Below are 25,624 nucleotides of genomic sequence, written 5' to 3'. Positions count from 1 at the left end.
TAGTTGATTTGAATTGACCGGGACAAATTCCCGTCAGGGCCGCCGCGCAGCCATCACCAGATCGGCGGCGCGATCACCGGACCGGACCGATCCCTCGATGGTTGCAGGCAATCCCGTAGCAGTCCAGTCGCCGGCGAGGAAAAGGTTTTTCAGCGCCGTAACCGGCCCCGGACGCAGGGCATTCTGCGCCGGCGTGGCGGCAAAGGTGGCGCGGCGTTCGCGCACGATCTGCCAGGGAGGCAGCTCGCCGGAGACGCCGCCTGCCTCGCAGACGTCGTTCCAGATCGCCTGCGCGAGTTCCTCGCGCGGCATGTCGACGAGACGGTCGCCATTGCTGATGGTCACCGAGAGCCGGTTCGGGAACGCGAACAGCCATTCCACGACACCACCGATCACGCCCAGGATCGGCGGCGAACCCGGCGGCGGCTCAAAACGGAAATGCGCATTCACGATGGCGCGGAATTCGGTCGGCGTCTTCAGGCCCGGCAGCAGGCTTGAGGCGGCACGCGGCGGCACCGCCATCACGACGACATCGCCCTCGGCGAGCTGGATCACATCCTCGCCGCCGAAATTCAGCGCGCCGGCCTTGCCGTCACTGGTCACGAACGAGCGCAGCTCATGGCCGAGCTGAACCGAGTGGCCACGTTCCTGCAAGAACTTCACGGCGGGCTCGATCAGCACGGCGCTGAGGCCGTCGCGCGCGATCAGCGGACGGCAGGCCTGTCCGCCGGCAAGCAGCGTCTCGCGCACGATCGCGCCGGCGAGCCCGGCCGACCCCTCGGGCGGATCGACGTTGAGGGCGGCGAGCAGCAGCGGCTGCACCAGGCGCTGATAGAGCACGCCTTCGCAGGGAATGGACTTGCCGACCGGCGTCGCCTCCGACGCCCAGATCAACGGCGCCAGCTTGAGATAGTCGGTGAGGCCCGTGTCGGGAACGCGGCGGCTCTCGTCGAGCACCCAGGTCGGCAGCCGGCCGGCGCCGAGATCGATCTGCCAGCGCTGCCCGGTCTTGATATCGACGAAGGGAAACTGCGCGCTGTCAGGGCCGACGAGGCCCGCCTCGGATCCAATCGCGCGCGCATAGGCGCGCGCATGGCTGTTGCCCGACAGCAGCAGATGATTGCCGTTGTCGATGGTGAGGTTGGTGGCGCCGTCGAAATAGGAACGGCAACGGCCGCCGGCCTGGTGCGTGGCCTCGTGCACGGCGACCTTGAAGCCGGCATTGGCGAGCCGCACGGCGGCGGAGAGGCCGGAAATTCCAGCGCCGATGATGTGAGCTGTGTTTTGCATCAGATGAAAGCGTAACGGAGCAGGATCAGGATGCGTGTGACCTTCGACACACGCACCGGCTCGCGCGGCGCGTTGAAGCCGCGCGCGATCAGGAGGTCCAGAATGGCATGATAGTATTTCGACATGATCCGCGGCGCACGCACGGCGCGGCGCTTGTTGCGGTTCATGATCTCGTCCGACTTCTCGAAATGCACCTTCGCACGCTGCGTCAGCGGCAGGCAGACCTTCGGCAGCGCCCGCTCGGCGATGACGCGGTTCGGATCGTTGGAGGTGATGCCGGCATGCAGCAGCGCCTCGCGCGGCAGATAGAGCCGGCCGAGGCCCGCGTCCTCGTCGATGTCGCGCAGGATGTTGGTGAGCTGGAGTGCGCGGCCGAGATGATGGGCGAGCAGGATGCCGTCCTCTTCCGGCATGCCGAACACCCGCACCGACAGCCGTCCCACGGCGCTGGCGACCCGATCGCAATAGAGATCGAGCGTCGCCATGTCGGGCGCGCGGATGTCCTGCGGCACGTCCATCTCCATGCCGTCGACGATGGCCAGGAAATCCTCGCGCTTGAGCCCGAAGGTCTTCACCGAGGCGACGTAGTCCTTCAGCCGCGGCGGCGGATTGCCCTGATAGAGCGCGTCGATGTCGTTGCGCCACTCCTGAAGCGCGGCGAGCCGCTCCTCGCGCGGACCGTCGGAATCGGCGATGTCGTCGACCTGCCGGCAGAAGCTATAGATCTGGAACATCGCTTCGCGCTGGTCATGCGGCAGGATGCGCATCGCGGCGTAGAACGAACTGCCGGATGCGGCCGAGCCATAACTGGCGCCGGGCGAGGTCGCCTCAAGCGTCATGTGCAGTCCCCGGTCTGGAAACGGCCCTGCGTCCGATCGCGCGGCGGCCGACTTCGCCGATCATGCCGGCGAGGCTGAAGGTGAGAAGCTCGAACTTGTTCAGGTGCACGCGCTCGCGCAGGGGATCGCGCACCTTGAGCAGGCGCACGATGCGATCAGCATAGGCCTGGATCACCGAGATATCGACGCCGAGGCGGAAATCCCTCACCTCCGCGCTCAGCGACTTGCTTTCGCCCAGCAGCGCCTCGTTGCGCACGGCGAGCGCCTGCAGGCAGGCCAGCATCGCCGGCGGCGACTGGGCAAGGCCGAGCTGCTCGACGGAGGCGCCGCTCGCGGCCAGCGCATCGCGCGGCAGGTAGACGCGGTTGAGCTCGCGAAAATCCTTGCCGCAATCCTGGAGGTGATTGTTGATCTGGAGCGCCGCGCAAAGCGCGTCCGATGCAGCCCAGGTCGAGGTACTCTCGCCATGAACGTCGAGCATGAAACGGCCGACCGGCATCGCCGAGTAGCGGCAATAGTGGATCACCTCGTCCCAATTCTCGTAGCGCAGCTTGGTCACGTCCATGCGGAAGGCGATGAGCACGTCGAGCGCATGGCGCGGCGCCATGCCGCGTTCGGCCAGCGCGCGCCGCAAGCTGACGGCTTCAGCCTGGGTGTCGCCTTTGCCGAGCAGTTCCGCCTCGAGCAGGTCGAGATAGGCGAGCTTCTGGTCGGGTGGCAGCGTCGCGTGGTCGGCGATATCGTCGGCGGTGCGGACGAAATTGTAATACGCCAGGATCAGCGCACGATGACGCGGATGAATGATCCAGGACGCGACGGGAAAATTCTCGTCGCGGTCACCCTTGCCGGATCGCAATTCGCTCGCAGAGGTCATCGAGGGCTGGTTTACAATCGTTTGGACAGGAAGGGCTTTTTCGCTCGCGCGGGCTCATGCCGGCGCGGCCCCCATATAGGGGAATACGGCCGCAAAACCAATCCTGTCTCGCGATGGCTGCCCTTCGCGGATCGGCCCCGAAAGGGCAGCCCCGGGGGGGGCCGCCCTTGTGGGCCAGTGGCCGAGCTTACTGGTTGTGGTTCTTCAGGACCTGGTCGCAGGCCTGCGAGATCTTGGCCCGGTTCTCCTTCAGGCAGGCCAGGATGGTGAAATCGCCCTGATCGATGACCGGACGGCAGAACTTCTGCACATCGCGCGTGCAGGCCTTCTGCTCGCTGTCCGTGCCGCGTCCTGCCTGGGCGAATGCCGCCGTGGAAAGGGATGCCGACAGCAGGGTGAGAGCGACGAGAAGCTTACGCATTGTATTCCTTCATTCTGACGGCAGAATCGCACCGATCCCGGACAGCACAGGGCGGACGACCGGAACGGAGTGTTCTGATGGCAAGTCGCCGCGGGGTAGCGGCCTCGGAGAAGGCACAAGCACTGGCAAATGCGGCCAAATTGGCGCCACACCGACCAAATCAGGTCTTCCCTGCGCCTTCATTGGCAGATGTAAGAGGTTGATACTACGTCATAATTCAGGTAGCCCGCATTTTACTGCACGCCTGTTGCAGAGCTGCATCTCTCTGCCCCTCCGTTTCGGCCGGAAACACGCCGAAACACGGGAAATCGCAGCCGCCGGGCGTGGCGCAAGGGCTTCGTGAACCACCGTCTCTGGCGGCCAGGCTTTGAACCTGACACAGGCTCGGGACACTAAACCTTCGATGTGGCGAGACGTTCTGATCTTGAGCGGACGTCGTTCCAAAACGGGATATTTGTGATGAAATTCTTTGGGCGATCTGGACTGGCAATCAAGGCGGCCGGCATTGGGGCGGCGCTGCTCTTCTCGGTTTCGGCAAGCCACGCACAGTCGTCCGGACCGTTTGCCGGTTTCGACGGCGCGTGGACCGGCACCGGCACGGTGTCGCTGTCCGACGGCTCCACCGAGCGCATCCGCTGCAAGGCGGACTACAAGGTCGCCGGCAGCGGTCTCAGCCTGAAGCAGGCTCTGCACTGCGCGTCCGACAGCTACAAATTCGACCTCACCAGCGACGTGACGAGCCAGGGCGACCGCATCTCCGGCAACTGGAGCGAGGCCAGCCGCAACATCTTCGGCAATCTCCAGGGCACCGCCGGCGGCGGCCAGATCGAGGTGTTCGTCGAGGCCAACGGCTTCGCCGCCAACCTGTCGCTGCGCACCAACGGCACCAAGCAGACGGTGCAGATCAGCTCCAAGGGCGAGATCCGCGGCGTCAACATCACGATGACGAAGGGCTGACGCCCCTCCCGCGTCGAGAGGAACACGCCCCCGGTTCTCGCGAGCCGGGGGCTTTTTGCTGACATGGACCCTATTCGCAGAAGCCTGCTCAAGGCCGCCGGACTGTTCGCAACCAGTCGCGCATGGGCCAATGATCAACCGTCAAGCTAGCGAAGGACGGACATGCAGCCTTCATCCGTGATGCCGCGTCACGTGCTCTGCTTCCTCGGCAAGGACGAAAGCCTGCTGCACCCGCCGGAGGCCGTGACCAGGACGATCGCGGATTTCGGCTTCGAGATCGACCGCACCTATTCGCAGGCCCAACCCGATCCGCATATGGAGCGCTCGTTTGGCGTGTGCTGGGACCGCATCTTCCCGAAAGCCTGGTCCGCCACCGACGAAGCCGCCGTGGCCAACCACAAATCAGTGCTCTATGTGCTGAGCCCGCCGATGGAGCAGCAGAAGACGGTCGCCTATTCGGCGGCGGCCTTGCGCATCGTCGAGGAGATGATCGAGGCCGGCGCCACCGCCGTGAAGGGCGAAAGCGCGGGCGTTGCCCACGGCCTCGATCGATGGCGGCAACTGGCCGGCCAGGCGCGCAAGGGCGCGAGCACCGGTCAGGGTCTTGCCGTGACTCTCGCTGTCGCCAAAGCATGTCGTCTTGCCTTCGCCAAGCGCCCACTCGGCGGTGATCGCTACAACGAAACCGTCGGCTATCACCTCGTTGGCCTGCCGGAGATCTATGTCGCGAAATCGCGCGGCAACGAATGGGCCGCGGTCATGCTGATGGAGGAGCTCGCCAACGCGATGGCCGAGCGCGGCATCGAAGCGACGCTGCGCGACCGCAAGCTCACGCTAACGCGGGCGCAGGACTACGCCGAGGACGATTTCAAGTTCAACCCGTACGGAATCATACGCGTCGAAGCGTGAGCGAGGCGTGGCGTCCGCCGCCCCACGCTCAGATCGCGCGCTTGTCCGCGCCCTGAAGCTTGGCGTGCAGGTTGATCAGCCACATCGCTGTCGGCCGCAGGATGAAGAGGTCGGCAACGAGGGCCATGACCATCGAGAAGGCGCTGAGCCAGCCGAACAGCCGCAGCGACGGCAGGTCGGAGAACACGGTGACGACGAGGCCGCAGGCCAGCACCACCGTGGTCAGGATCAGTGCCGGTCCGACCAGAACGGTCGCCCGCTCCACCGCGAGCGCCGAGCCGACGCCCGGCTTGCTCTCCAGCCTGAGGCGGTTGAGGAAGTGGATGGTCGCACTCAGCCCCAGGCCGAACGAAACGGTGAGCGCGACGACGCTGGCGAATTGCAGCCCCTCGCCCATCGCCCACAGCACCGTTCCCGACATCACGACGGGGAAGATGCCCGGCAGGACGCAGGCGAACATCACCACCCAGGAGCGGAAGGCGAGGCCGATGAAGATCGCGACCAGCGCGAACTCGACGGTGAGCCCGCGGTTCAGTTTCTCGATCATGCTGGCCGAATTGCGCGCGGCGATGGCGGCAAGGCCCGTCACCGCGACCTCGTAGCCGGGGTGCTTCTTGCGGACGGCGTCGAGCTCGGTGTCGAGCTTGTCGACGATCGGCAGGAGCTGGCTGGAATCCTTGTCCGGCACGCGGCCTGCGACGACGACCGCATCCTGCTCGGCGTCGATGAACCGCCGCACCAGATGCTCGGGAATCACGCTGACATATTCCTTCAGCGTCGCGACGTCAGCGCTGCCGGCCTTTTCCGCGAGCCAGCGGCGCAGGGTCTCGACCGACCAGACGTTGCCGACGCCGGCCGCCTTCTCCACGGTCGCATGCACGTCGGCGATCGTCTGCAGCGTCTCCGGCGAATAGAGCGTTTCACCCTTGGGGAACTGGATCAGCACGTTGACCGGATTGGCGCCGGTGAGCTTGGCATCGAGCCGGTCGCTGGCGGCGACCGCCTGGCGCTTGTCCGGCACCTGGTCGGCAAGCCGGTAGCGCGGCTCCAGATTGGCGTAGATGACGCCGAGGCCGCCGACGAACAGCACCGCGATCAGGCTGAACAGGCCGGGCCGGCCGACCATGCGCACCGCGATCCAGTAGCAGAAATTGCGCAGCGCCTGGACGCCGGCATCCGCGCTCTGGAACTTGACCGCAAAGACCTTCTCGTTGCGCACGAACAGCACGCCGAACACCGGCACCAGCGACAGCACCGCGACCAGCGCGATGATGGTGGCGGCGAGCCCTGCCTCGCCGAATTTGCGGATCAGGTCGGAGTTGGAGAACTGGAGCGCGATGAAGGAAATGCCGGCGGTGCCGTGCGTCAGCACGCAGGCCGGCCCCACCACCAGCACCGCGTTCTTGAACGCGGTGAACTTGTCCTGGCCTGCGATCAACCGGTCGCGCGCGGCGAAGGTGAGCTGCATCGAGTCCGAGAAGCTGATGACCATGATGAGCGGCGTCATCACGTTCAGGAACATGTTGAGATTGAAGTTCGCCCACCCGAGCGCGCCGAGCGCCAGCAGGATCGCGATCATCGGCGGGAACGCCGCCGCGATCATGAACGATATCTTGCGGAAGAAAATGATGGCGATGACGCAGCCGGCGAGAATGCCGAGGATGTTGTAGGTCAGCCCGTCGCGCTCGACCGCGTTGCGGATCTCGAGCTGCATCACCGGCACGCCGGAGAGCTGGACGTTGAGCCCGGTGTCGCCGAGATCCTCCTTCATCAGCGCGCGGATGTCGGCGACGGTCTTGGTCAGCTTGCTGGAGGCGACCACCTCCGGATCGAGCGACAGCACGACCAGGGCCAGCGTGCCGTCCTCCGACAACAGCTTGCCGCGGATGATCTCGTTGTTCTTGACGGTCTCGATGAACTTGTCATAGGCCGCGCCCTCGGGCAGCTCGGGCGGGAACAGCGCCGCCGGCAGCTTGCCCGGCGCCGGCGCCTGGCGCGCCGAGAACAGCGAGACCAGCCCGCGCGTGCCTTCGACCAGCTGCATGTCGGTGATGAAGTCGCGCAGCTTCTCGAGGTTGTTCCGTGCCAGCAGGTTCTTGCCTTCGACCACCACGAGGACGTCGAACTCCTCGGCTGGAAACTTCTTCGTCACCTCTTCGTACTGGTGGAATTCGCGGGTGTCGGAGCGGAACAGCTGCGACAGCGAATCGTCGATCTTGATCCGGTGGATGCCGAATACGGCGCCCACGATCAGGACGAGCAGGACGATGCAGGAGACGATCGGCGCCCGGACGGCGATCAGCCCGATGCGCTCCAGCCCGAAGGCGATGGAGGACGCAGGTCCCTGCTCGACCTTGTCGACATGAACCTCATTCTCGCGGTGCTTTTCGAGCATGCCTTATCCAGTTCCTAAATCGGCTCGGTCAGTGAGCTTATTGCGCCCCGCGAACGGCTTGAAAACGCCATACCAATGGGAGGCTTGCCCCTTGAAAATGCGCGGAAAATCGCCGCGAGGGGTTTAGCAGGTCCATAGCCTGTCTCGCAAGCCGGCGAAGTGTGGCCAAACCGATCAAGATGTGGCGAATTTGCCGGAATGCCCGTCATTCGGGCAAAGCCGTGCCAATTCGACGCGGTGAGCGGTCTGCGCTCTCGTCTTTCAGCGCGACGCCGGTGACCTCCCTTGCCAGCCCCTCGCGGACGAGCCAGGCGATCTTGAAGGCGGCTTCGTCATAGCTCAACCCAGCGTGGTGGATGTTCGACACGCAGTTCCGCTCGGCATCGGTGCGGCCCGGCTTCGGCGCGAAGGTCAGATAGGCACCGAGACTGTCGGGCGCGGACAGGCCGGGCCGCTCGCCGATCAGCGTCACGACCATGCGCGCGCCGAGAATGGCGCCGATCTCGTCGCCGAGCGCGACGCGCGCGCCTGAGGCGACGACGACATGGCCGAGTGCGACACCATCGTCGGCTGCGAGCAGCGGCAGCAGGCGCATCACCAGCGCAACCGCATGGGCGTGGACCGCCGCCGCCGACAGGCCGTCGCCGATCACGATCGCAAGCTGGCATGGCCTTGAGGCGATTCGCGCCAGAGCCTCGACCGAGCCGGCATCAAGCTGCCGTCCCAGATCCGGCCGCCGCAGATAGTCCCTGCGGTCGACCGCCTGGCTCCTCGCCTCGGTGACGGCGAGACCGAGCGCGTCGAGATCTCCGACCAGAAGCGGCGCATCGAGGACCGCGTGCACGGCATCGCGGGCGCGGGCGTGGTCCAGCGTGAAATCGAGCAACGCCCGCGTCGGAACGCTCGCGCCGCTGCGGCCCAGCGCAACGCGCGCGGGCGTGAACGACCGCAGATCGAGGGTCGGGCGGCGCGGGACGGCCGGATCAGACATGTTGCGTCATTCGGCGGGAACGGAAGCCTCGCGCAGCCGGATCGAGTAGTTCGAGGCGTTCTGCTTGCCGCTGGAGGCCGCGCGCGCAAAGGTGATGAGATGGTGCGCGATCAAGGTGCAGCCGATCAGGCCCTCGAGGTCGCCGCGCTTGATGCGACCCAGCGCGAATTTCCAGAACACGCGCCTGTAGTCGCCGAGCACGCCGACCTTCCAGAAGATGTTGCGCAGCATGACGAGACCGCGCCTGATGTTGGGCCAGGTCTTCATCTCGTCCGGCACCGGCATCTTGAGACGATGCACATAAACGTGGTCGCATTGATACTGGAAGCGCGCGTAAACTTTCTCCGGCTCGTAGGCGACGCCCATGGCGTGCTTCCAGGACGCGACGACGTCGTCATAGGGCAGCAGGAAGTCGACGTTGGAATCGCGGCCGTCGTCCTCGATCAAGCGCCCTTCCCGCTCCAGACGGTCCCACAACGGCGTCTTCGGCAGCGCCTGGAGCAGGTTGATCGTGAGCAGCGGAATCCGGGACTCCTCGACGAATTCGAGCAGCGCCTCCGAGGTGTTCGGCTTGTCGGTGTCGAGCCCCATGATGATGCCGGAGACCACCTCCATGCCATAGGAGTTGATGGTGCGTATGCCCTCAAGGATCGGGACCATCATGTTGTGGTCCTTCTGCATCGCCTTCAGCGCATCGGGATCGGGCGTCTCGATGCCGCAGAAGATGGTGATGAAATAGGCCTCGCGCATCTTCTCGAGAATCTCGGGGCGCTTGGCGATGTTGAGCGTCGCCTCGCAGGCGAGCCGCACGACGTAGCCGGTCCGCTTCTGCCATTCGATCAGATGCGGCAACAGGTCCAGCGCCGCCTTGCGGTTGCCGATGAAATTGTCGTCGACGAAATAGACCGTGTCGGTCATGCCGCATTCGCGCAGGCGGTCGAGCTCGGCGATGATCTGCCCCGGCGACTTGATGCGCGGGTTGCGGCCATAGAGGCCGGGGATGTCGCAGAACTCGCACTGATAGGGACAGCCGCTGGAATACTGGATGCTGCCGAGGAAGTACTTCTTCACGTCGGCAAGCTCGTAGGCCGGGATGGGAAACTCCGTCATCGGCACCCGGTCCTTGGTGGTCAGCACCACCTGGGCCTCGGGGCGCGAGATGTCGCGCGACAGGATCTCGATCAGCTGGTTGGTGGCGTCGCCGAGCTCGCCGACATGCAGATAGTCGAACGACGGATAATAATCCGGACAGGCGCTGACGGAGGGCCCGCCGAGCGCGACCGGAAGATCGAATTCATGGGCGCGGCGGCAGATGTCGTTCATCTGCTGGCGCTGGATGTGCATGCCGCTGACGAAGACAGCTTCCGCCCAGCTGAACTCCTCCTTCGTGGTGCGGCGCAGGTTCTCGTCGACGAATTTGACCTGCCAGTCCTTCGGCAGGTAGGCGGAGATCAGCAGCAATCCCTGCGGCGGCATGAAGGCGCTGACGCCGTCGGTCAGCGGATAGGAATGCTCGAACGTACCGAACGACGATGTGTAACGCGGAAACACGCAAAGAATCCGCCGCGACGTACCGTTGCTTTCAGCTCGCATCAAAGCTCCCCCGCCACGCTCGACCTGGTTGCGGAAATTGCCAGCCAGACATATAGCGTAATGCTGTCGCCGGAATTTCTCAATATTGTGGCGTGAGCATAATTCCGAGAGGGGCCAATGGTTTCCTGGGGCGAGTTGGCGCCTCCCTCACCTCACGCGATCAGCCGGGAGGCAAAATCGGGCAGCAGGCCTGCATCGCCGGCAAGGCGGAAATCGGCGCCCACGATGCCCGACTGCGCCAGCCAGTCGTCGAATTCCGGCGCACGGCGCAAGCCGAAGACGTCGCGGACATAGAGCGCGTCGTGAAAAGACGTCGACTGGTAGTTCAGCATGACGTCATCGGCACCGGGGACGCCCATGATGAAGGTGACGCCGGCGGCGGCCAGCAGCGTCAGGAGATTATCCATGTCGTCCTGGTCCGCCTCGGCGTGGTTGGTATAGCAGATGTCGATCCCGAGCGGCAGGCCGAGCAACTTGCCGCAAAAGTGATCCTCCAGCCCCGCCCGGATGATTTCCTTGCCGTCGTAGAGATATTCCGGGCCGATGAAGCCGACCACGCTGTTGACCAGGAGCGGGGCATAGGCGCGCGCGACCGCATAGGCGCGGGCCTCGCAGGTCTGCTGGTCGACGCCGTGATGGGCATTGGCGGACAGCGCGGAGCCCTGGCCGGTCTCGAAATACATCACGTTCTGCCCGACCGTGCCGCGCCGCTGCGCCAGCCCGGCCTGCTGCGCTTCCCGGAGCAAGGCAAGGTCAATGCCGAAGCTGCGGTTGGCAGCCTCGGTGCCGGCAACCGACTGGAAGACGAGGTCGACCGGCACGCCCTGCCCGATCAGCGACAGCGTCGTCGTGACATGGGTCAGCACGCAGCCTTGCGTCGGGATCTTCAGCCGCGCGATGATCTCGTCGAGCAGGCGCAGCAACTGGGCGATGACGGCCGGATCGTCGCTGGCGGGATTGATTCCGATGCAGGCATCGCCGGCACCGAGCAGGATGCCGTCGAGGATCGAGGCGGTGATGCCCCGGGCATCGTCGAACGGATGGTTGGGTTGGAGCCGCGTGCTCATCCGGCCCTTCAGCCCGATGGTGTTGCGGAAGGCGGTGGTGACCTCGCATTTCCGCGCCGCCAGGATCAAGTCCTGGTTGCGCATCAGTTTCGAGACCGCGGCCGCCATTTCCGGCGTGATGCCGGGGGCGAGCTTATGCAGGATCTCGGGCGTCGCGGCGTCCGACAGCAGCCAGTCGCGGAAGGCGCCAACCGTCAGCGAAGCCACCGGCGCAAAGGCCCTTGCGTCATGGCTGTCGATGACGAGGCGGGTGACCTCGTCGGTCTCGTAGGGGATGAGGGCTTCCTGCAAGAATTGTCCGAGCGGGACATCCGCGAGCGCCATCCGCGCCGCGATCATCTGCTCGGCGCTAGCAGCGGCAATTCCGGCCAGCCGGTCGCCGGAGCGCGGCGGCGTCGCCTTGGCGAGCAGGTCGCGCAGATCCGGGAAGGCATAGGTCGTGGCGTCGATTGTATGGCGGTAGACCAAGGTCCCCTCCGGGGTTCGTCGGCCAACGGCCGACTCCAGATCGATCTCAAGGGCGGCCCGGCGTCAGGAATACGCGACTGGCGGCCGGCGCGCATGCCAATGTTTCGGGCATGCCGAGCGATCCGCGGGGCCGATCTGCCGGAAACCGATGAGGCCGCTCCAAATCACTGAGATATCTCACATTCCTTCAAGCCGGGGCAAGCGCTCCTGAGCCGCGCGTTAACGCCGCGTCCATCTTCGTTCCGCATAATTTTGCATAGATTCTACACGACCGCGCTCACCGGCCGCTTCAGGCCATTCGGGCCCCTGAAAACCATGACCATCGACCAATCTGGGAATGCCGCCGGCATGGCCGGCCGCTTCACGCTTGCGACCAAGCTCTATGCGATCTTCGCGCTGTTCGCACTGCTCACGGCGGCGATCGCGATGCTGTCCGACTACAACAGCCGCCGCAACGCCGACCTGACCAGCGCGATCGAGACGGCGAACGCGGCCGCGCTGAACGTCGAGCGCGTCAACTCGCTGGTCTATGCGGTGGTGATGGAATCGCGCGGCGTCTACATGTCGACGGAGCCCGCCGTCGTGAAGAAATACGGCGAGGGCCTGCTCAAGTTCAACGCGCAGATCCTCGACGTCGTGAAGCGCTGGGAAACCATCGTCAGGGACGACGATGCCGAGCAGTTCGCCACCTTCAGGAAGCGCATCGAGCAGTTCGTCGAGTTCCGCAAGGAGCTGGTCCGCCGCGGCATCGAGATCAACGCGGCCGCGGGCCGCGAATGGGGCGACAACGACGCCAACCGCGCCGTGCGCTCGGCGCTGAACAAGGATCTCGAGGCGCTGTCCAAGGTCTATGCCGAGCGCGCCAGGCAGATCGCCCAGCAGATCGAAACCAACCGCACCCTGTCCTTCGTCCTGACCTGCCTTGCCGGCGTGGCGCTGGCGCTCGTCGTGATCGGCATCGTCATCATCGCCCGCTCGATCGCCCGGCCGCTCGCCTCGATCACCGCCACCATCAAGCAGGTCGCCGATGGCGCCGAGGACGTCGTGGTGCCGTACGGCCACCGCGCCGACGAGATCGGTGCGCTCGCCCGCGCGATCCAGATCTTCCAGGACGCGATGGGGCGCAACCGCAACCTCGCCTCGCAGGTCTCGCAGGATTCCGCCGCGCGCGAGCAGCGCGCCCGCCATATCGAGCAATCCGTCGAGGAGTTTCGCGATGCGATCGGCGCGATCATGCGCGGCCTCAGCGACAACGCCTCGGTCATGCGCGAGACCGCGCAGACCATCACGCGCGTCACCGCGGATGCAAGCAACCGGGCCGGTATGGCGGCAAACGCCAGCGAGCAGGCCTCGCACAACGTCACGGCGGTCGCAGGCGCGGCCGAGGAGCTGTCGGCCTCCGTCGAAGAGATCGGCCGGCAGGTCCGGCAGAGCGCCGGCGCGGTCGAGCAGACTGGCCAGCGCACCGAGAAATCGATCTCCGAGATCGAGAGCCTCGCCGCCGCCACCCAGCGCATCGACGGCGTGCTCAACCTGATCCAGGCGATCGCCGAGCAGACCAACCTGCTCGCGCTCAACGCCACCATCGAGGCCGCGCGCGCCGGCGATGCCGGCCGCGGCTTTGCCGTCGTCGCGCACGAAGTGAAAGCGCTCGCAGGCCAGACCGCCAAGGCGACCGCCGAGATCGGCGAGAACGTCTCCATGATCCAGGCCTCCACCCGCAACGCGGTCGACGCCGTGCGCGAGATCGGCGGCGCGGTGCGCGAGATCAACGAGGTCACCACGGCGATTGCCGGCGCCGTCGGCCAGCAGGACCAGGCCACGCGCGAGATCTCCTCCAACGCTCAATCGGCTGCCCAGGGCAACGAGACGCTGGTCGCCAACATCACCTCGCTGCGCGACGCCATCGGCGAGACCGATACGGCGGCATCCTCCGTGCTGACCGCGGCGAGCAGCCTGACTGCGACCGCCGAGACGCTGTCCCGCGAGGTGGAGAAGTTCTTCCAGAATTTGCGGTCGGATGCCCGCACCGCCAAGGCGGGATAGCAGCGGGTTCGCCGCCGTGAAGCCGGCGATGGGCGCGCTGCAAACTAAAAAACGCGAAAACAACCCCATGCACAGTAGCCGGGGCCGGCGATATCAACGGCTTGGCTGCCGGCGTGGCGATTGCTGATTTTACGAAGCCGATTTGACTCGTCGGGCAAGACACCGGCATGATGTCATCATGGGTGTTCGGTCGAACCTTCCGTAAACCAGGGCTGTACTGATAAATTCAGCCGCGCATGCGGTGTCCGTTCTTCCCTTGGGGCGGACGTGGCCAGCTCGCAGTGGCAAGTCGGCGCTGGCGTGCCGGCCGGGACATGAGCACCCGACGCAATCCACTGGTCGTAGGTCTGGAACTTTACGCCGAGCATGTCGTAAGAGACTCGCAGGTAGTGGTCGCTGCCGCGCAGCACCGCGGCGGGCATAATCGTCTGCACTTCCTGCGCCATCACGCCGACATAGGATTTGTTGCCGCCATTGTAGGTGAAGCGATAGAAGCCGAGGCCGTTTTCGAGGTAACCGATAAGGAAGATGTCGTGCTTGAGCATCATGTCCGATCTCCGGACGACACGGCGGGTGGTCCGCCGTGCAACACCTCGGACACCGACTACTGGTGCGACGACGGGCGCGACGACAGGCCGGACCACGCAGCCGGCGCGGTAGACACCAGCGGCACAATAGACAACAGCATTTGCCTCGGGTGTCTCGATGGCCATGGTTGCGGAGAAGGCGGTAATGCCTAGCGCGGCGAGGAGGATCGAGCGCATCATTGTCTCCTTCGTTCAATCGTTGTCAGAGGAGTATTTCCCAACGAAAAAGAATAGGATCAGATTTTCGCCTGGCGAGCAATTGCTCTCCTGGGCGATACCTGTCGCGCCTCAGTTCAAAGACCACCACTGCATCGCAGCATAGACAAGGGATGGAGCCCCGCAGAATTGATAAGCGAGAGCTCAGCTATCCTAAAAAACTGCACGCTGGCTCCGGACATTTGCGGACGTAGAGCAACTCGGTCTTTTTATGAATGTCGGTCTATGAACCGAGCAACGCGCAGACTGGCATTCGTGTACCGGTGAAGACAGAGTAGGATCAGAGATCGATCAGATCTTCGATGTTGATCCGGCCTCGCCGGCGCAAGACCGTCAACAATAGCAAAAATCGTTGCAAGGCCCGCAGCTATGACAACGCATGCGGTTTGGCTATTTCTGATTTTACGAAACAAATTTGACTCGTCGGGCAAAACACAGGCATGATGTCATCATGGCGCCCGGGACCCGGTCGTCTTACCGGAGGGGTGTGCGTCTAGCCTTAGCGGCAAACGAACCCTGCCGGGACGAGGCTTACGCGCGCGTCGTCAAAGTCGTCAGCTGATCGGTGTCGTAGCGGTTTCGCAGATCGGCGAGCGCCTTTGGATCCGGTGCACCTTGCGCTGCGAGTTTCGCGAGCTCTTCGAAATAATGCTCGTGGCCGGGCGGAGAAACGGTCATCAGCACGCGAGCCGGCTTCGCACTGACATTCGTGATGTTGTGCGGCACCCCTGGCGGGATGAACAGATAGGTGCCAGGCGTTGCGCGGATCGTCCTGTCGCCGACATGCCATTCACACTCGCCCTCGAGCAGGTAGAAGGTCTCCTCCTGCACCCGGTGAACATGCCGCCCGGTGGCGAACCCTGCCGGGATGGTCCAGTCAAACATGCTCGTGTGCCTGGTATTTTCGCCGGTGACGAGGAACACCATGGGATGACCACGCAGGATGACCCCCTTCGTCTCATTGGGCATGCGAATGACGGCATCGGCGCTCATGTGATCCTCCATCGACCAAATGCTAATTCCTGCAAGCACTTGTGCAACATCGGCCGTTCGTGCCGGGATGTCGTGAATCCGTTCCCAAAAATCTGCTAAAAGCGTCGAATGACAGTCGGGGGCGACCTCTACCAGTTCGGCCCGTTCCGCCTCGACCCCGAGGCGGGCATTCTGTACCGAGGGGCCGAGCCGACCATGCTTGGGCAGCGCGCCGTCGCGCTGCTGCGCCGGCTACTCGAAAACGCGGGCGTACCGGTGTCCAAGGACGCCCTGGTCGAGGCCGCCTGGGGCGGATTGGCAGTTGCCGATAACAATCTCACGGTTCAGATCGCAGCCTTGCGCCGGGTGCTGGCGGAGGCGGATGCCGAGAGCTGGATCGAAACACTGCCGCGGCGCGGCTACCGGTATGTGGGACCGGCCGTCGTCACCAATGCTCCCGATGCATCGGCTGCCGCCCGCGCCGCGTCGGCTCCGGCTTTGCCTGACAAACCGTCCGTCGCCGTTCTGCCGTTCTCGAACCTGAGCGGCGATCCGGAGCAGGAGTACTTCGCCGATGGGATGGTCGACGACATCATCACCGGTCTCGCACGCATCAACTGGCTTTTCGTCATCGCGCGAAACTCGACCTTCACCTACAAGGGCCGTGCCGTGGACGTGAAGCAGGTCGGCCGCGAGCTTGGCGTGCGCTATGTGCTCGAAGGCAGCGTGCGCAAGGCCGGCGGTAGCGTGCGCGTGACCGGCCAAATGATCGACGCCTCGACCGGCGCCCACGTCTGGGCCGAGCGGTACGACCGCAGCTCCGACAATATTTTCGCAATTCAGGACGAGATCGCGCTGTCGGCGGTGGGCGCGATTGCGCCGAGCGTGCGGAAAGCCGAAATCGAACGTGTCAGGCGGAAACGACCTGACAGTCTCGATGCCTACGATCTCGTACTGCGGGCCCAGCCTGACGTCGATTCAGGCATGCCGGAGCAAGTGACGAGAGCGCTTGCGCTTCTCGAGCGTGCGATCGCACGCGAGCCGGCCTATGCGCTGGCGCATGGCAATGCCGCGATGTGTCACCATTGCCTGTTCCTTCGCGCCGGCTTGCAGGAGGTCAACCGCGCCGCGTCGATCCGCCACGCCCGATCGGCCATTGTCCATGGACAAGACGATGCGCTCGCGCTGACATGGGCCGGATTTTCCATCGGCATGGATGCGCACGATCGCGCCGCCGCATTTGCAGCATTGGAAGCTGCCCTCGCCATCAGCCCATCATCGGCGCTGACCTACATTCTCGGCAGCGTTATCCTGGGATGGGGCGGCGAAGCGGAGCGCGCGATCGAGTGGAGCGAGCAGGGTCTGCGGCTGAGCCCGTTCGATTCGTGGGCCTGGGCCGCGTTTGACGCGCAAGCAATGAGCCATCTGCTGCGCGGACGTTACGACGAAGCTTGTCGTGCGGCCTACAAATCCGTTCAAGCCAATCCGGCCCACAGCATCACTTATGTGCAATTGACCGCCGCGCTGGCCAAACTTGGCCGGCTGGACGAAGCAAGGGCGGCCGCCGCGCGTGTGCTCGAGCTTCAGCCGGCCTTTCGCTACAGCCGTCAGTTTGCTGGCGTAAACTGTGCGCCAGCGCTCGCGGAGGCTCTCGGCGGCGCGCTGCGGGATGCCGGATTGCCGGAATAGCCCGGCGTTCGACGAGCTTGCATCTCTCTGACCGGCGGCAACCTTGCTGCCTAGAGTGGATGAGCCAGCTCCCACGCATGGCCGGCGGGATCCAGGAACGCTACGGTCCGACGTCCCCACGGTCGGTCGATCGGTCCGTTCAGGATCGGCACTTGCCGCTCGGCAAGCTTCACGCAACACGCATCGACGTCGTCAACCAACACGGTCAACGGGAGGCGCGGAGGTGCCCCCGGCCCCCCCACCGGACGCGGCCTGATGAGCTCCGGCGCGGCGCGCTCGTCGAGAAGATTGATCATCAGGTTCCGCAGCTTGAGCACCGCGGAGGTCTCGTCCTCGTAGATAAAATTGCCGCAGAATACAGCCTCGTAGAAGGCTTTAGCGCTGTCCAGGTCCGGCACGAAAAGCGTTATGCATTCAACGTTGTCGATCGCTGTCATTCGAAGGACTGCCTCCAGATCACACGCCTGCGATCGCCCGTCCGATCCGATCGCGCCTTCGCCGACGTGCCCAGGACGGGTGGCGTACCCCGAAGGATACGTGCCCTCATGCCCGGCTCGCGGCATCCGCCTCCGCGCCCCAGCCCTCACGTATCCTAAGTCGATCGGCGCTCGTCAATAGACCATCGAACCGCGACGAGGGGAGCATCTCGACGGCATCCGCGGGCGGTCCGGGCACCTGGAAATGCTCGGGGTCGACCCGACGCGACTGCCACCGGCATTGCAATGGCAGCGACTTTACGAGCAAATGTTCGACCGGCCTGTCGAGCAGAGAAACGGCTTTCTGGTAAGCTGGCTCTCCGACGATCAGTTCCTGGGGTTCTCGACCGCTGACAAGATCCGCATTGGCCAGCACGCAAATATGCATTTGCGCATCACGGATCCCTCGCTGCGCAAGCAGGGGATTGGCGTAGAGTGTGTCCGAAAGACCGTCGAACTCTATTTCCAGGTTCTGGAGTTGAAGCAACTCTTCTGTGAGCCCAATGCGTTTAATGTGGCTCCGAACCGCACGCTTCAAAAGGCGGGTTTCACGTACGTCAAGACGCACATGACCGTTCCGGGCCCTCTCAACTTCCACCAAGCGGTCAACCGTTGGATGATCGATAGAGGTTGACGGCAATAAATCGCCGTCTCGACGAATTCGTGAGCACGCGCCCTGGCTTACATCTCTGATCGGCGGGCGACCTGCAAAGACCGCGAGAACTGCAGAGACGTGTTTGGTTTGGCCCGGATGCGCCATTGCCTGCTCAGGAACGACCCGCCTCATTTGTGGAGAGGCGGGCAACGATACGGCGGAACAGCCAGAGGACAACCGGACAAGCCAGGAGCACGACGGCGCCGAAGTCGAGCGCGGCGCGCGCAGAGCCGGCCGACGTGGAGAGCTTTCCTCCGATCGCAGGTCCGGCCAGCATGCCGGCGTAGAAGACGGTGTAGAATATTCCCATTCCGATCGGCCGCATCTTCTGATCGAGCACACGCGCAGGCAGGCTCATGATCGCACCGGCGGGCAGGCCGCAGAGGATTCCAAGAGCAATGACGATGGGAAGCACCGTGCCGCTTCGCGACAGGAGAAGTGTCAGGAGGGCGAAGGCGATGCAGCCTGTCGCGAGGACAGCCTCGCCGCGCTTGGTCCGATCGGCGAGGAAGCCGCCGAGCGGAACCGAAAGGGCGGCGAGCCAGAGCACGATACTGATGGTTGATCCGGCTGCTGCGCCCGACCAGCCATGCTCGACGAGCATCGACGGGCCGAAACTGAAGATCATCGCAAAACCGATGTTGTAGAGGCACCAGATCAGGCCGGCGGCAATCACGGCGCAGATCGTGTCGGCGGTCAGGCTGCCGCGCTCGCCTTCAACGGCGGCGGTCGCATCTGGCGCGCGATAGACCGAAGCGATGAGGCAGAGGCCGATCAGGATCACCCCTGCGACGGCGAGATTGACGGCATGGAGCCCGAACGTGGCTCCGACGGCGGGCAACAGCATGAGAGCGGCTGCGATACCAGCCGGCCATGAGTTGATGAAAATGGCCATCGCGGTGGCGATTTCCCGACCGGCAAACCAGTCCGCGACCATCTTGGTCATCAGAACGTTCAGGAGAACGCCGCCGATGCCGGCCGTCAGCCGGCCCGCGATCTGCGTGCTCCATGACGTTGACGTGGTCATCAGCAGCTCGCCTGCCAGCATCAGCAGGAGCCCGGCGAGAACCGTCACCTTGTCGCCATAGCGGCGGCCGATCGCGCCGCCGGGCAACGCGAGCGCAGCGCCGGGCGCAAAATAGAGCCCGATCAGAACGCCGATATCGGCCAGATTCGCACCCAGGCTCTGGCTGAGCTGTGGCGCGACGGCCGCGATGCTCTGAAACTGGAAAGCGATGGCGGCCCGCGCGATGAACAGGACAGCAAGAATGGTCCAGCGGCTTCGCATTTGGATCTTCCCCGATGCCGTGAACTATGTCGCCGGCCGGATATTCTGATTCAGGCGGAAGAGATTGGTCGGATCATATCTGGTTTTGAGCGCGGCCAACCGCGCATAGTTCTCGCCATAGGCGTCGCGGACACGATCCTCGCCCTCATCGCCGAGATTGTTGGCGTAGACGCCGCCGGTCGAATAGGGCCTGACGGCGCTCCACAGCTCGCGCGCCCACCGCATGTTGGCGTCGTCGTCGGCCGGATCATCCCAGATCGCGACCGGAAAGCAGTCGAACGCTGCGTCGCGGTTTGCGTAAGGCGAGTCGGGCGTTGGAACCCGCGCGATTGCGCCGCCGACGTGCTGAAAAACCAGCAAGGACGAGGTGTTGGGCGCTTTCGCATAGGCGTCGAGCAGCGCGTCGATCGCGCCCGCACTGATCTCGCGCAGGAACTGCGCCTTCCAGTAATAGCGACGTCCGCGCGGAAACAGGGCATCGCCTCCCGACTGAACCTCGAGATAAGGGACAGGTGTGAGGCGGGTCTCGACGGGCGAGCCGAACCTGACGATCGGCGAAAGGGCGCGTTCACCGTCATGATGCGAGCCGACATAGCATCCGGTGATGCTGAAGAACCGTTCGCCGGACGGCAGCGTGACCAGGGCTGCATCGACATCCGCTTCGTCAGGCGCGCGGCGGGCGAATTCATCATAGAAGCGCATGGCCTCGCGCGCATCGTCGTATCGATGCAGTGCTGACGCGACGAGCAGCGAAGTGCCGATGGCATGAAGCCGATATTCGAATGCGGTCACGATGCCAAAATTGCCGCCGCCACCCCGAAGGCCCCAGAAGAGGTCGGGGTGTTCGGTCGCGCTGGCCCTCAGGATCTTTCCTTCGGCTGTCACCACTTCGGCGGCAATCAGGTTGTCGCAGGTCAGCCCGTATTTGCGTCCGAGCTTGCCAAAGCCGCCGCCAAGCGTGAGCCCGGCGATACCGGTATCGCTGTTGACGCCCATGGTGGTCGCCAGGCCGTGCTCCTGTGTCGCCCTGTCGAACTCGCCCAGATTGAGGCCGGCCTCAGCGCGGGCGATCCGGCGGACCGGATCGACCTCGATCTGCTTCATGTGCGACAGGTCAATGACCATGCCGCCGTCGCAGACCGACAGGCCGGCGACATTGTGGCCGCCGCTGCGGACCGCGATGCAGATGCGATGAGATCTTGCGAACGCGACGGCTCGAGCGACGTCCTCGGCACCGGCACAATAGGCGATCATGGCCGGCCGCTTGTCGATGGCGCCATTCCAGACCTTGCGCGCCTCGTCGTAACCGGCGCTCCCCTCGAGGACCACATTGCCCTTGAGCCGTAGCTGTGGGGTGGACCGCGGTTCGGCGTTCGATTTGCCCATCGGGTCGTCGTATGGCTGCGGCTGCTCCATCCGATCTTCTCCTCGCCACGAATGCCCAGACCATCTTCTCACGGAGCGCCGGATCGCTTCCTGAATCGGATCGGAAAAAGTTGCAAATTTCGCCAAAAATGGTCTCTCTAGGCAATGGCGACGATCTACGAGTTTGGTCCATTTCGTCTCGAGACAGACGCCGACACACTGTTTCGCGGAGCCGAGCCGGTTGCTCTCGGAGGGCGAGCGGTCGCACTGCTTCGGCTGCTTCTGGAAAGAGCGGGTAAGCCGGTTGCCAAGGACGCCTTGATGGAGGCGGCCTGGCCGGGGCTGGCGATCGAGGAAAGCAATCTGACCGTACAGATAGCCGCCCTGCGCCGCACGTTTGCAGCCGTCGAAGGCGGCAGCACCTGGATCGAGACGCTGCCGCGCCGCGGTTACCGCTATGTCGGCCCGCCGGCCGCCACCTTGCCCGATGACAGCCGGCAAACGTGGCTCCCGTCCGCAAGCCCCGACAAGCCATCGATCGCCGTGCTGCCGTTTTCCAACTTGAGCGGCGATCCCGCGCAGGACTACTTCTCCGACGGGATCACGGAAGACGTCATTGCGGAATTGTCGCGTTTCCGGTCGCTCTTCGTCGTGGCCCGCCATTCGAGCTTCGCTTACCGGGCCAGCTCGTCCGACATCAGAGAGGTCGGCCGCCAGCTCGGCGTGCGATATGTGGTGGAAGGGAGCGCACGCCGGATCGGGAAACGGGTGCGGGTGACCGTCAAGCTTCTGGATGCCGCGAGCGGCTTCACCCTCTGGACGGAGCGCTACGACCGCGAGATCGAAGACATCTTCGCCATCCAGGACGAAATCGTAGGCAAGATCGTTGCGGCGCTGCCCGGCCGGCTCGAGGACGCGGGCCGCGAGATCGCGCGAGGCAAGCAGACCTCGAGCATCACGGCCTACGATCTCGTCCTGCTGGGAAACGAAAAATGGCGTCAATTGACCGTCAGGAGCATGGATGAGGCGGAAGGCTATTTCAGGAAGGCCGTGGAGCTCGATCCAGCCTATGCGCGCGCTCACGCCAATATAGCCTGGACGGTCGTCTGCGCTGCGTTTCTGGAATCACCCGCCGCCACTCCACTGGATGATGGTCGTCGCGAGATCGAGATCGCCCTCGATCTCGACGAGAACGATGCCTGGTCGCACGGCGTCTTCGCACAACTTCTTTTCCTGCAAAACCGCGATCAAGAGGCCGAAACTCATTTCAAACGCGCTCTGGCGCTCAATCCGAACGACGCTGATGTCGCCGCGGCTTTTGCAAATATTCTGGTCTACTGGGGGCGCTGGCGGGACGCGCTTGCCTGGATCAAATCGGCCAAACGGCTAAATCCATTTCCACCCAATATATACCATTGGTACCACGCGCTGGCGCTCTATTCCGCGCGCGAATACGAACAGGCGATCAACGTTCTCAGGGAAGCGCGATCGAGCGACCGCTGGTCGCACGCGCTGCTTGCGGCATGCTACGCGCAAACCGATCGACTGACGGAAGCGAGTTTCGAGGCGCGCACATTCATTCGAGAGAGATGTCTGGAATTGAGTGAGAACGGCGAAGCTCCGCCCCTCAACACGCTCGACCTCGCCCGGATGCGCGCCAACAGGTATAGAGACCCCGTCGACCGGGATCATTTCCTCGACGGACTTCGCAAGGCCGGCCTAAGTGATGGACCCTCCAACTCTGGATAGCGGCAACGTCGTTGGTACCAGCGACGGGCGTCGCGGAGCCGACTCCGATCGAGCGATCGCGCGTTCCTGAGGTTGCCGGACGTGCCGCAACGAGGACAACACCCCTACCCCGCCATCACCCCGCCCCGCCTGATCAGCTCCTTGCCGACCGCCGCCAGATGCACCTGGTCCGGGCCATCACCGATGCGGATGAAGCGGGCGTAGACGTAGGCGCGGGCGAGGAACGTGTCCTGCGAGACACCGGCGGCGCCGTGGATCTGGATGGCGCGGTCGATGACGCGGGCGGCCATGCTGGGCACCACGATCTTGGCCGCGGCGATCAGGTCGCGCGCGGCCTTGTTGCCCTCGCGGTCCATCCTGTCGGCGGCTTGCAGCGTCAAGAGCCGCGCCTGCGCGATCTCGCAGAAGGAGTTTGCGATGTCCTCGCGCACCGAGCCCTGCTCGGCGAGCGGCTTGCCGAAGGCTGTGCGCGACACCGCGCGCTGGCACATCAATTCCAGCGCGCGCTGGGCGCAGCCGATCAGCCGCATGCAATGGTGGATGCGGCCGGGCCCGAGCCGGCCTTGCGCGATCTCGAAGCCGCGGCCCTCGCCGAGCAGGATGTTCTCGGCCGGCACGCGGACGTTCTCGTAGACGATCTCGGGGTGGCCGACCGGCGCGTCGTCATAGCCGTAAGTGAGCATGTCGCGGACGATGCGCACGCCGGGCGTATTCTTCGGCACCAGGATCATGGATTGCTGGCGATGGCGGTCGGGATGGTCGGACGCGGTCTTGCCCATCACGATCAGGATCTCGCAATCCTCGTTCATCGCGCCTGACGTGAACCATTTGCGGCCGTTGATGACGTAGCTGTCGCCGTCGCGCTTGATCTCGCACTGGATGTTGGTGGCATCGCTGGAGGCGACCTGCGGCTCCGTCATCGAGAAGCCGGAGCGGATGCGCCCCTCCAGCAGCGGCGTCAGCCAGCGCTCCTGCTGCGCCGGCGTGCCGTAGTTCGCCAGCACCTCCATGTTGCCGACATCGGGCGCCGAGCAGTTGAAGACCTCGGGCGCCCAGAGGATGCGACCCATGATCTCCTTCACGGGGGCGTATTCGAGGTTGGTGAGGCCCGGACCGTGCTCGCCTGACAGGAACAGGTTCCAGAGCCCTGCTCGCGCGCCAGCCGCTTCAGGTCCTGGAGAACCTGCGGCGTCCGGTAGCGCGCGGCTTCCGGCTTCACCTGCTCGTAATAGAGCTCCTCGACCGGCTCGACATGCGCCCGCATGAACTGGCGGACGCGCGCCTGAAGCTCCAGCGAACGGGCGGAGTGTTGAAAGTGCATTGGGGGTCTCCTGTTCGCAACATCTGAGGTCGTCATGCCCGGGCTTGTCCCGGGCATCCACGTTCTTTTGCGCCAGAGGCAAGACGTGGATGGCCGGGACGAGCCCGGCCATGACGCCGTGGATGCTTCTGCACCCCAACGCTCACCTGAGACGTGGTGCCTCGCGCATCACGTCCCGCGCAGCAGTTCGCTCGCCACGACCCAGTCGCTGCCGTCGAACTGGAGCATATAGCCGTCCTTGATGGGGCGGAAATCCTGCGGCGTGGTGTTGAGCGTGATGCCGGGCATCAGCAGCGACAGCGGCACATTCTTCAAGTTGGCCGCCTGCGCCATGATGTTCTCGCGCGTCAGATTGTCCTTGCACTGCTTGAGCAGGACCACCAGGGCCTCGGCGACGGTGTAGCCGTAGAGGCCCGCGACGTTGTTGATGTCGGCATTGGGCAGGCGCTTCTTCATGAAGTCGATATAGGCCGTCATCGCCGGATCGTCCTTGGGCTGTTCGACGAAGGGCTTGAGCGCACCGAGCGACAGCACGCCTTTGCCGGCATCGAGACCGGCCGGGACCATCACGGTCGCCTTGTTGGCGCAGCCAGAGGCGAGGAAGCGCGTCGCCTGCCAGCCGGCTTCGTGCGCCCTTCGGATCGCCTGCGCGCAGGCGCGCGGCGTCACCGAATAGATCATGAAGACATCGGCCTTGGTGTTGGCGAGCGTCAGCACCTGGGAATCGACGGTGGGATCGGCGACCTCGAAGCTCGAGGCCATCGCGAGCGCCTTGTCGGCGTCCGCGCCGAGCGCTTCCTTGACACCGCGCAGATATTCCTTGCCGGCGTCGTCGTTCTGATAGAGCACCGCAAAGCGCGCGTTGGGGTTCTTGGCGCGGGCATAGGCGACGTCGATCGCGGCCTCGCTGGTGTAGTTCGGCGCCCAGGGCAGCGCCATCGACCACGGCATGTTGGCGGGGTCGTTCCACTTCGAGGCCGAGCTGATCAAAAAGAGCTGCGGCACCTTGTTGCTGTTGAGGTATTTCGCGATCGCCGAGCTCGGCGCGGTGCCCATGGTCGCGAAGATGAAGGCGACGCCGTCGCCCTCGACCAGCCGCCGCGCCGCCTCCATGGTCTTGGGCGGCGAGAACGCGTCGTCGAGCGACAAGAGATTGAGCTTGCGGCCATTGACGCCGCCCTTCTCGTTGATCTCGTCGAAATAGGCCGAAATGACCCTGCCGGTGATCGCGAGCGGCGATGCGGGGCCGCTATAGGGCATGGTGTTGCCGATCTTGATCTCGGTGTCGCTGACGCCGGGACCATAGGATCTTTGCGCGGAAGCGGGCGTGGACAGGCAGGCGGCAGCCAATGCTGCGGCCAGGGCCAAAGCGGCTTTCATGGATTCTCCCCGATGATTGTCGCCGCGCGACGCCATCAGGCGAGCTCGCGGCGCGCTGCTTCTTGTCAGCGCGTCA

Annotated in this window: 20 protein-coding genes and 1 pseudogene; 6 read left to right on the top strand and 15 right to left on the bottom strand. The window is 64.5% G+C overall.

The genetic code is table 11. The features are described 5' to 3' along the window. Positions 1-33 precede the first annotated feature (33 nt). The 4 genes from hpnE to XI09_RS30415 all read right to left on the bottom strand — a co-directional run bounded on the left by hpnE (position 34) and on the right by XI09_RS30415 (position 3,424). On the bottom strand, positions 34-1,290 hold the full coding sequence (gene hpnE / locus XI09_RS30430; protein ID WP_271570132.1) for a hydroxysqualene dehydroxylase HpnE: 1,257 nt from the start codon (positions 1,288-1,290) through the stop codon (positions 34-36). After that, positions 1,290-2,129, bottom strand: coding sequence for a presqualene diphosphate synthase HpnD (gene hpnD, locus XI09_RS30425; protein ID WP_271570131.1), 840 nt, complete (start codon positions 2,127-2,129; stop codon positions 1,290-1,292). The genes hpnE and hpnD overlap by 1 nt, the downstream gene beginning before the upstream one ends. Further along, a complete protein-coding gene (gene hpnC / locus XI09_RS30420) occupies positions 2,119-3,003 on the bottom strand; it encodes a squalene synthase HpnC (protein ID WP_271570130.1) in 885 nt (294 codons plus the stop codon). The genes hpnD and hpnC overlap by 11 nt, the downstream gene beginning before the upstream one ends. Positions 3,004-3,190: 187 nt before the next feature. Further along, a complete protein-coding gene (locus XI09_RS30415) occupies positions 3,191-3,424 on the bottom strand; it encodes a hypothetical protein (protein WP_008144014.1) in 234 nt (77 codons plus the stop codon). Between the two features lie 459 nt (positions 3,425-3,883). On the opposite strand from XI09_RS30415, the gene XI09_RS30410 reads away from it, so the two are divergent. Both XI09_RS30410 and XI09_RS30405 read left to right on the top strand, forming a co-directional pair. Next, positions 3,884-4,381: a hypothetical protein gene (locus tag XI09_RS30410; protein ID WP_271570129.1), complete on the top strand. Its 498-nt coding sequence runs from the start codon at positions 3,884-3,886 to the stop codon at positions 4,379-4,381. Between the two features lie 162 nt (positions 4,382-4,543). Beyond that, positions 4,544-5,290, top strand: coding sequence for a hypothetical protein (locus tag XI09_RS30405; RefSeq protein WP_271570128.1), 747 nt, complete (start codon positions 4,544-4,546; stop codon positions 5,288-5,290). Between the two features lie 28 nt (positions 5,291-5,318). Here the strand turns inward: XI09_RS30405 and XI09_RS30400 are convergent, their stop codons facing one another. The 4 genes from XI09_RS30400 to XI09_RS30385 all read right to left on the bottom strand — a co-directional run bounded on the left by XI09_RS30400 (position 5,319) and on the right by XI09_RS30385 (position 11,804). Then, on the bottom strand, positions 5,319-7,685 hold the full coding sequence (locus XI09_RS30400) for an efflux RND transporter permease subunit (RefSeq protein ID WP_271570127.1): 2,367 nt from the start codon (positions 7,683-7,685) through the stop codon (positions 5,319-5,321). Between the two features lie 205 nt (positions 7,686-7,890). Further along, complete coding sequence (eutC, locus tag XI09_RS30395; protein ID WP_271570126.1) at positions 7,891-8,676, bottom strand: ethanolamine ammonia-lyase subunit EutC; 786 nt, start codon at positions 8,674-8,676, stop codon at positions 7,891-7,893. A gap of 6 nt (positions 8,677-8,682) precedes the next feature. Beyond that, complete coding sequence (locus XI09_RS30390) at positions 8,683-10,269, bottom strand: B12-binding domain-containing radical SAM protein (protein ID WP_271570125.1); 1,587 nt, start codon at positions 10,267-10,269, stop codon at positions 8,683-8,685. A 152-nt stretch (positions 10,270-10,421) separates the two neighbouring features. Next, a complete protein-coding gene (locus XI09_RS30385; RefSeq protein WP_271570124.1) occupies positions 10,422-11,804 on the bottom strand; it encodes an ethanolamine ammonia-lyase subunit EutB in 1,383 nt (460 codons plus the stop codon). Between the two features lie 315 nt (positions 11,805-12,119). On the opposite strand from XI09_RS30385, the gene XI09_RS30380 reads away from it, so the two are divergent. Continuing rightward, on the top strand, positions 12,120-13,850 hold the full coding sequence (locus XI09_RS30380) for a methyl-accepting chemotaxis protein (RefSeq protein ID WP_271570123.1): 1,731 nt from the start codon (positions 12,120-12,122) through the stop codon (positions 13,848-13,850). Positions 13,851-14,026: 176 nt separating this feature from the next. Here XI09_RS30380 and XI09_RS45815 read toward each other — a convergent pair whose 3' ends face one another. Continuing rightward, positions 14,027-14,617, bottom strand: coding sequence for a tail fiber domain-containing protein (locus tag XI09_RS45815; RefSeq protein ID WP_333939141.1), 591 nt, complete (start codon positions 14,615-14,617; stop codon positions 14,027-14,029). Positions 14,618-15,184: 567 nt separating this feature from the next. After that, entirely contained in the window at positions 15,185-15,646 is a 462-nt protein-coding gene (locus XI09_RS30370) for a cupin domain-containing protein (protein ID WP_271570122.1), read from the bottom strand. A 108-nt stretch (positions 15,647-15,754) separates the two neighbouring features. Between XI09_RS30370 and XI09_RS30365 the strand changes: the two genes are divergently transcribed. Then, entirely contained in the window at positions 15,755-17,314 is a 1,560-nt protein-coding gene (locus XI09_RS30365) for a winged helix-turn-helix domain-containing tetratricopeptide repeat protein (protein ID WP_271570121.1), read from the top strand. Between the two features lie 50 nt (positions 17,315-17,364). On the opposite strand, the gene XI09_RS30360 is transcribed toward XI09_RS30365, so the two are convergent. Continuing rightward, positions 17,365-17,751, bottom strand: a complete 387-nt coding sequence (locus XI09_RS30360; RefSeq protein ID WP_271570120.1) for a VOC family protein — start codon at positions 17,749-17,751, stop codon at positions 17,365-17,367. 244 nt (positions 17,752-17,995) lie between these two features. Between XI09_RS30360 and XI09_RS30355 the strand changes: the two genes are divergently transcribed. After that, the gene (locus XI09_RS30355; protein ID WP_271570119.1) at positions 17,996-18,424 is read left to right on the top strand and encodes a GNAT family N-acetyltransferase; all 429 of its coding nucleotides are present in this window, start codon (positions 17,996-17,998) and stop codon (positions 18,422-18,424) included. A gap of 133 nt (positions 18,425-18,557) precedes the next feature. Here the strand turns inward: XI09_RS30355 and XI09_RS30350 are convergent, their stop codons facing one another. Together XI09_RS30350 and XI09_RS30345 are read right to left on the bottom strand one after the other, a co-directional pair. Beyond that, entirely contained in the window at positions 18,558-19,733 is a 1,176-nt protein-coding gene (locus tag XI09_RS30350; RefSeq protein ID WP_271570118.1) for an MFS transporter, read from the bottom strand. Between the two features lie 24 nt (positions 19,734-19,757). After that, positions 19,758-21,149 (bottom strand): FAD-binding oxidoreductase, encoded by a 1,392-nt coding sequence (locus tag XI09_RS30345; RefSeq protein ID WP_271570117.1) that lies wholly within the window; start codon positions 21,147-21,149, stop codon positions 19,758-19,760. Between the two features lie 114 nt (positions 21,150-21,263). Between XI09_RS30345 and XI09_RS30340 the strand changes: the two genes are divergently transcribed. Further along, positions 21,264-22,847: a winged helix-turn-helix domain-containing tetratricopeptide repeat protein gene (locus XI09_RS30340; protein WP_271570116.1), complete on the top strand. Its 1,584-nt coding sequence runs from the start codon at positions 21,264-21,266 to the stop codon at positions 22,845-22,847. Between the two features lie 104 nt (positions 22,848-22,951). Here XI09_RS30340 and XI09_RS30335 read toward each other — a convergent pair. Further along, positions 22,952-24,168 (bottom strand): annotated as a pseudogene (locus tag XI09_RS30335) (acyl-CoA dehydrogenase family protein). Positions 24,169-24,336: 168 nt separating this feature from the next. After that, entirely contained in the window at positions 24,337-25,548 is a 1,212-nt protein-coding gene (locus XI09_RS30330; RefSeq protein WP_271570115.1) for an ABC transporter substrate-binding protein, read from the bottom strand. Between the last annotated feature and the right edge of the window lie 76 nt (positions 25,549-25,624).

This window comes from Bradyrhizobium sp. CCBAU 11386 (assembly GCF_028128955.1).
In the GTDB taxonomy this organism is placed as follows: Bacteria; Pseudomonadota; Alphaproteobacteria; order Rhizobiales; family Xanthobacteraceae; genus Bradyrhizobium.
The sequence above is the reverse complement of the archived record's forward strand: the minus strand, read 5'-3'. Positions and strand labels throughout refer to the sequence as shown.

What these genes read in the sequence shown, in the direction of transcription:
- XI09_RS30405 (WP_271570128.1), top strand. Translation starts at nt 4,544, where the DNA reads ATGCAGCCTTCATCCGTGATGCCGCGTCACGTGCTCTGCTTCCTCGGC.
- XI09_RS30355 (WP_271570119.1), top strand. Translation starts at nt 17,996, where the DNA reads ATGCTCGGGGTCGACCCGACGCGACTGCCACCGGCATTGCAATGGCAG.
- XI09_RS30345 (WP_271570117.1), bottom strand. Translation starts at nt 21,149, where the DNA reads ATGGAGCAGCCGCAGCCATACGACGACCCGATGGGCAAATCGAACGCC.
- XI09_RS45815 (WP_333939141.1), bottom strand. Translation starts at nt 14,617, where the DNA reads ATGATGCGCTCGATCCTCCTCGCCGCGCTAGGCATTACCGCCTTCTCC.
- hpnE (WP_271570132.1), bottom strand. Translation starts at nt 1,290, where the DNA reads ATGCAAAACACAGCTCACATCATCGGCGCTGGAATTTCCGGCCTCTCC.
- XI09_RS30370 (WP_271570122.1), bottom strand. Translation starts at nt 15,646, where the DNA reads ATGAGCGCCGATGCCGTCATTCGCATGCCCAATGAGACGAAGGGGGTC.
- XI09_RS30330 (WP_271570115.1), bottom strand. Translation starts at nt 25,548, where the DNA reads ATGAAAGCCGCTTTGGCCCTGGCCGCAGCATTGGCTGCCGCCTGCCTG.
- XI09_RS30390 (WP_271570125.1), bottom strand. Translation starts at nt 10,269, where the DNA reads ATGCGAGCTGAAAGCAACGGTACGTCGCGGCGGATTCTTTGCGTGTTT.
- XI09_RS30380 (WP_271570123.1), top strand. Translation starts at nt 12,120, where the DNA reads ATGACCATCGACCAATCTGGGAATGCCGCCGGCATGGCCGGCCGCTTC.
- XI09_RS30410 (WP_271570129.1), top strand. Translation starts at nt 3,884, where the DNA reads ATGAAATTCTTTGGGCGATCTGGACTGGCAATCAAGGCGGCCGGCATT.
- hpnC (WP_271570130.1), bottom strand. Translation starts at nt 3,003, where the DNA reads ATGACCTCTGCGAGCGAATTGCGATCCGGCAAGGGTGACCGCGACGAG.
- XI09_RS30415 (WP_008144014.1), bottom strand. Translation starts at nt 3,424, where the DNA reads ATGCGTAAGCTTCTCGTCGCTCTCACCCTGCTGTCGGCATCCCTTTCC.
- eutC (WP_271570126.1), bottom strand. Translation starts at nt 8,676, where the DNA reads ATGTCTGATCCGGCCGTCCCGCGCCGCCCGACCCTCGATCTGCGGTCG.
- XI09_RS30360 (WP_271570120.1), bottom strand. Translation starts at nt 17,751, where the DNA reads ATGACAGCGATCGACAACGTTGAATGCATAACGCTTTTCGTGCCGGAC.
- XI09_RS30400 (WP_271570127.1), bottom strand. Translation starts at nt 7,685, where the DNA reads ATGCTCGAAAAGCACCGCGAGAATGAGGTTCATGTCGACAAGGTCGAG.
- XI09_RS30340 (WP_271570116.1), top strand. Translation starts at nt 21,264, where the DNA reads ATGGCGACGATCTACGAGTTTGGTCCATTTCGTCTCGAGACAGACGCC.
- XI09_RS30350 (WP_271570118.1), bottom strand. Translation starts at nt 19,733, where the DNA reads ATGCGAAGCCGCTGGACCATTCTTGCTGTCCTGTTCATCGCGCGGGCC.
- XI09_RS30365 (WP_271570121.1), top strand. Translation starts at nt 15,755, where the DNA reads ATGACAGTCGGGGGCGACCTCTACCAGTTCGGCCCGTTCCGCCTCGAC.
- hpnD (WP_271570131.1), bottom strand. Translation starts at nt 2,129, where the DNA reads ATGACGCTTGAGGCGACCTCGCCCGGCGCCAGTTATGGCTCGGCCGCA.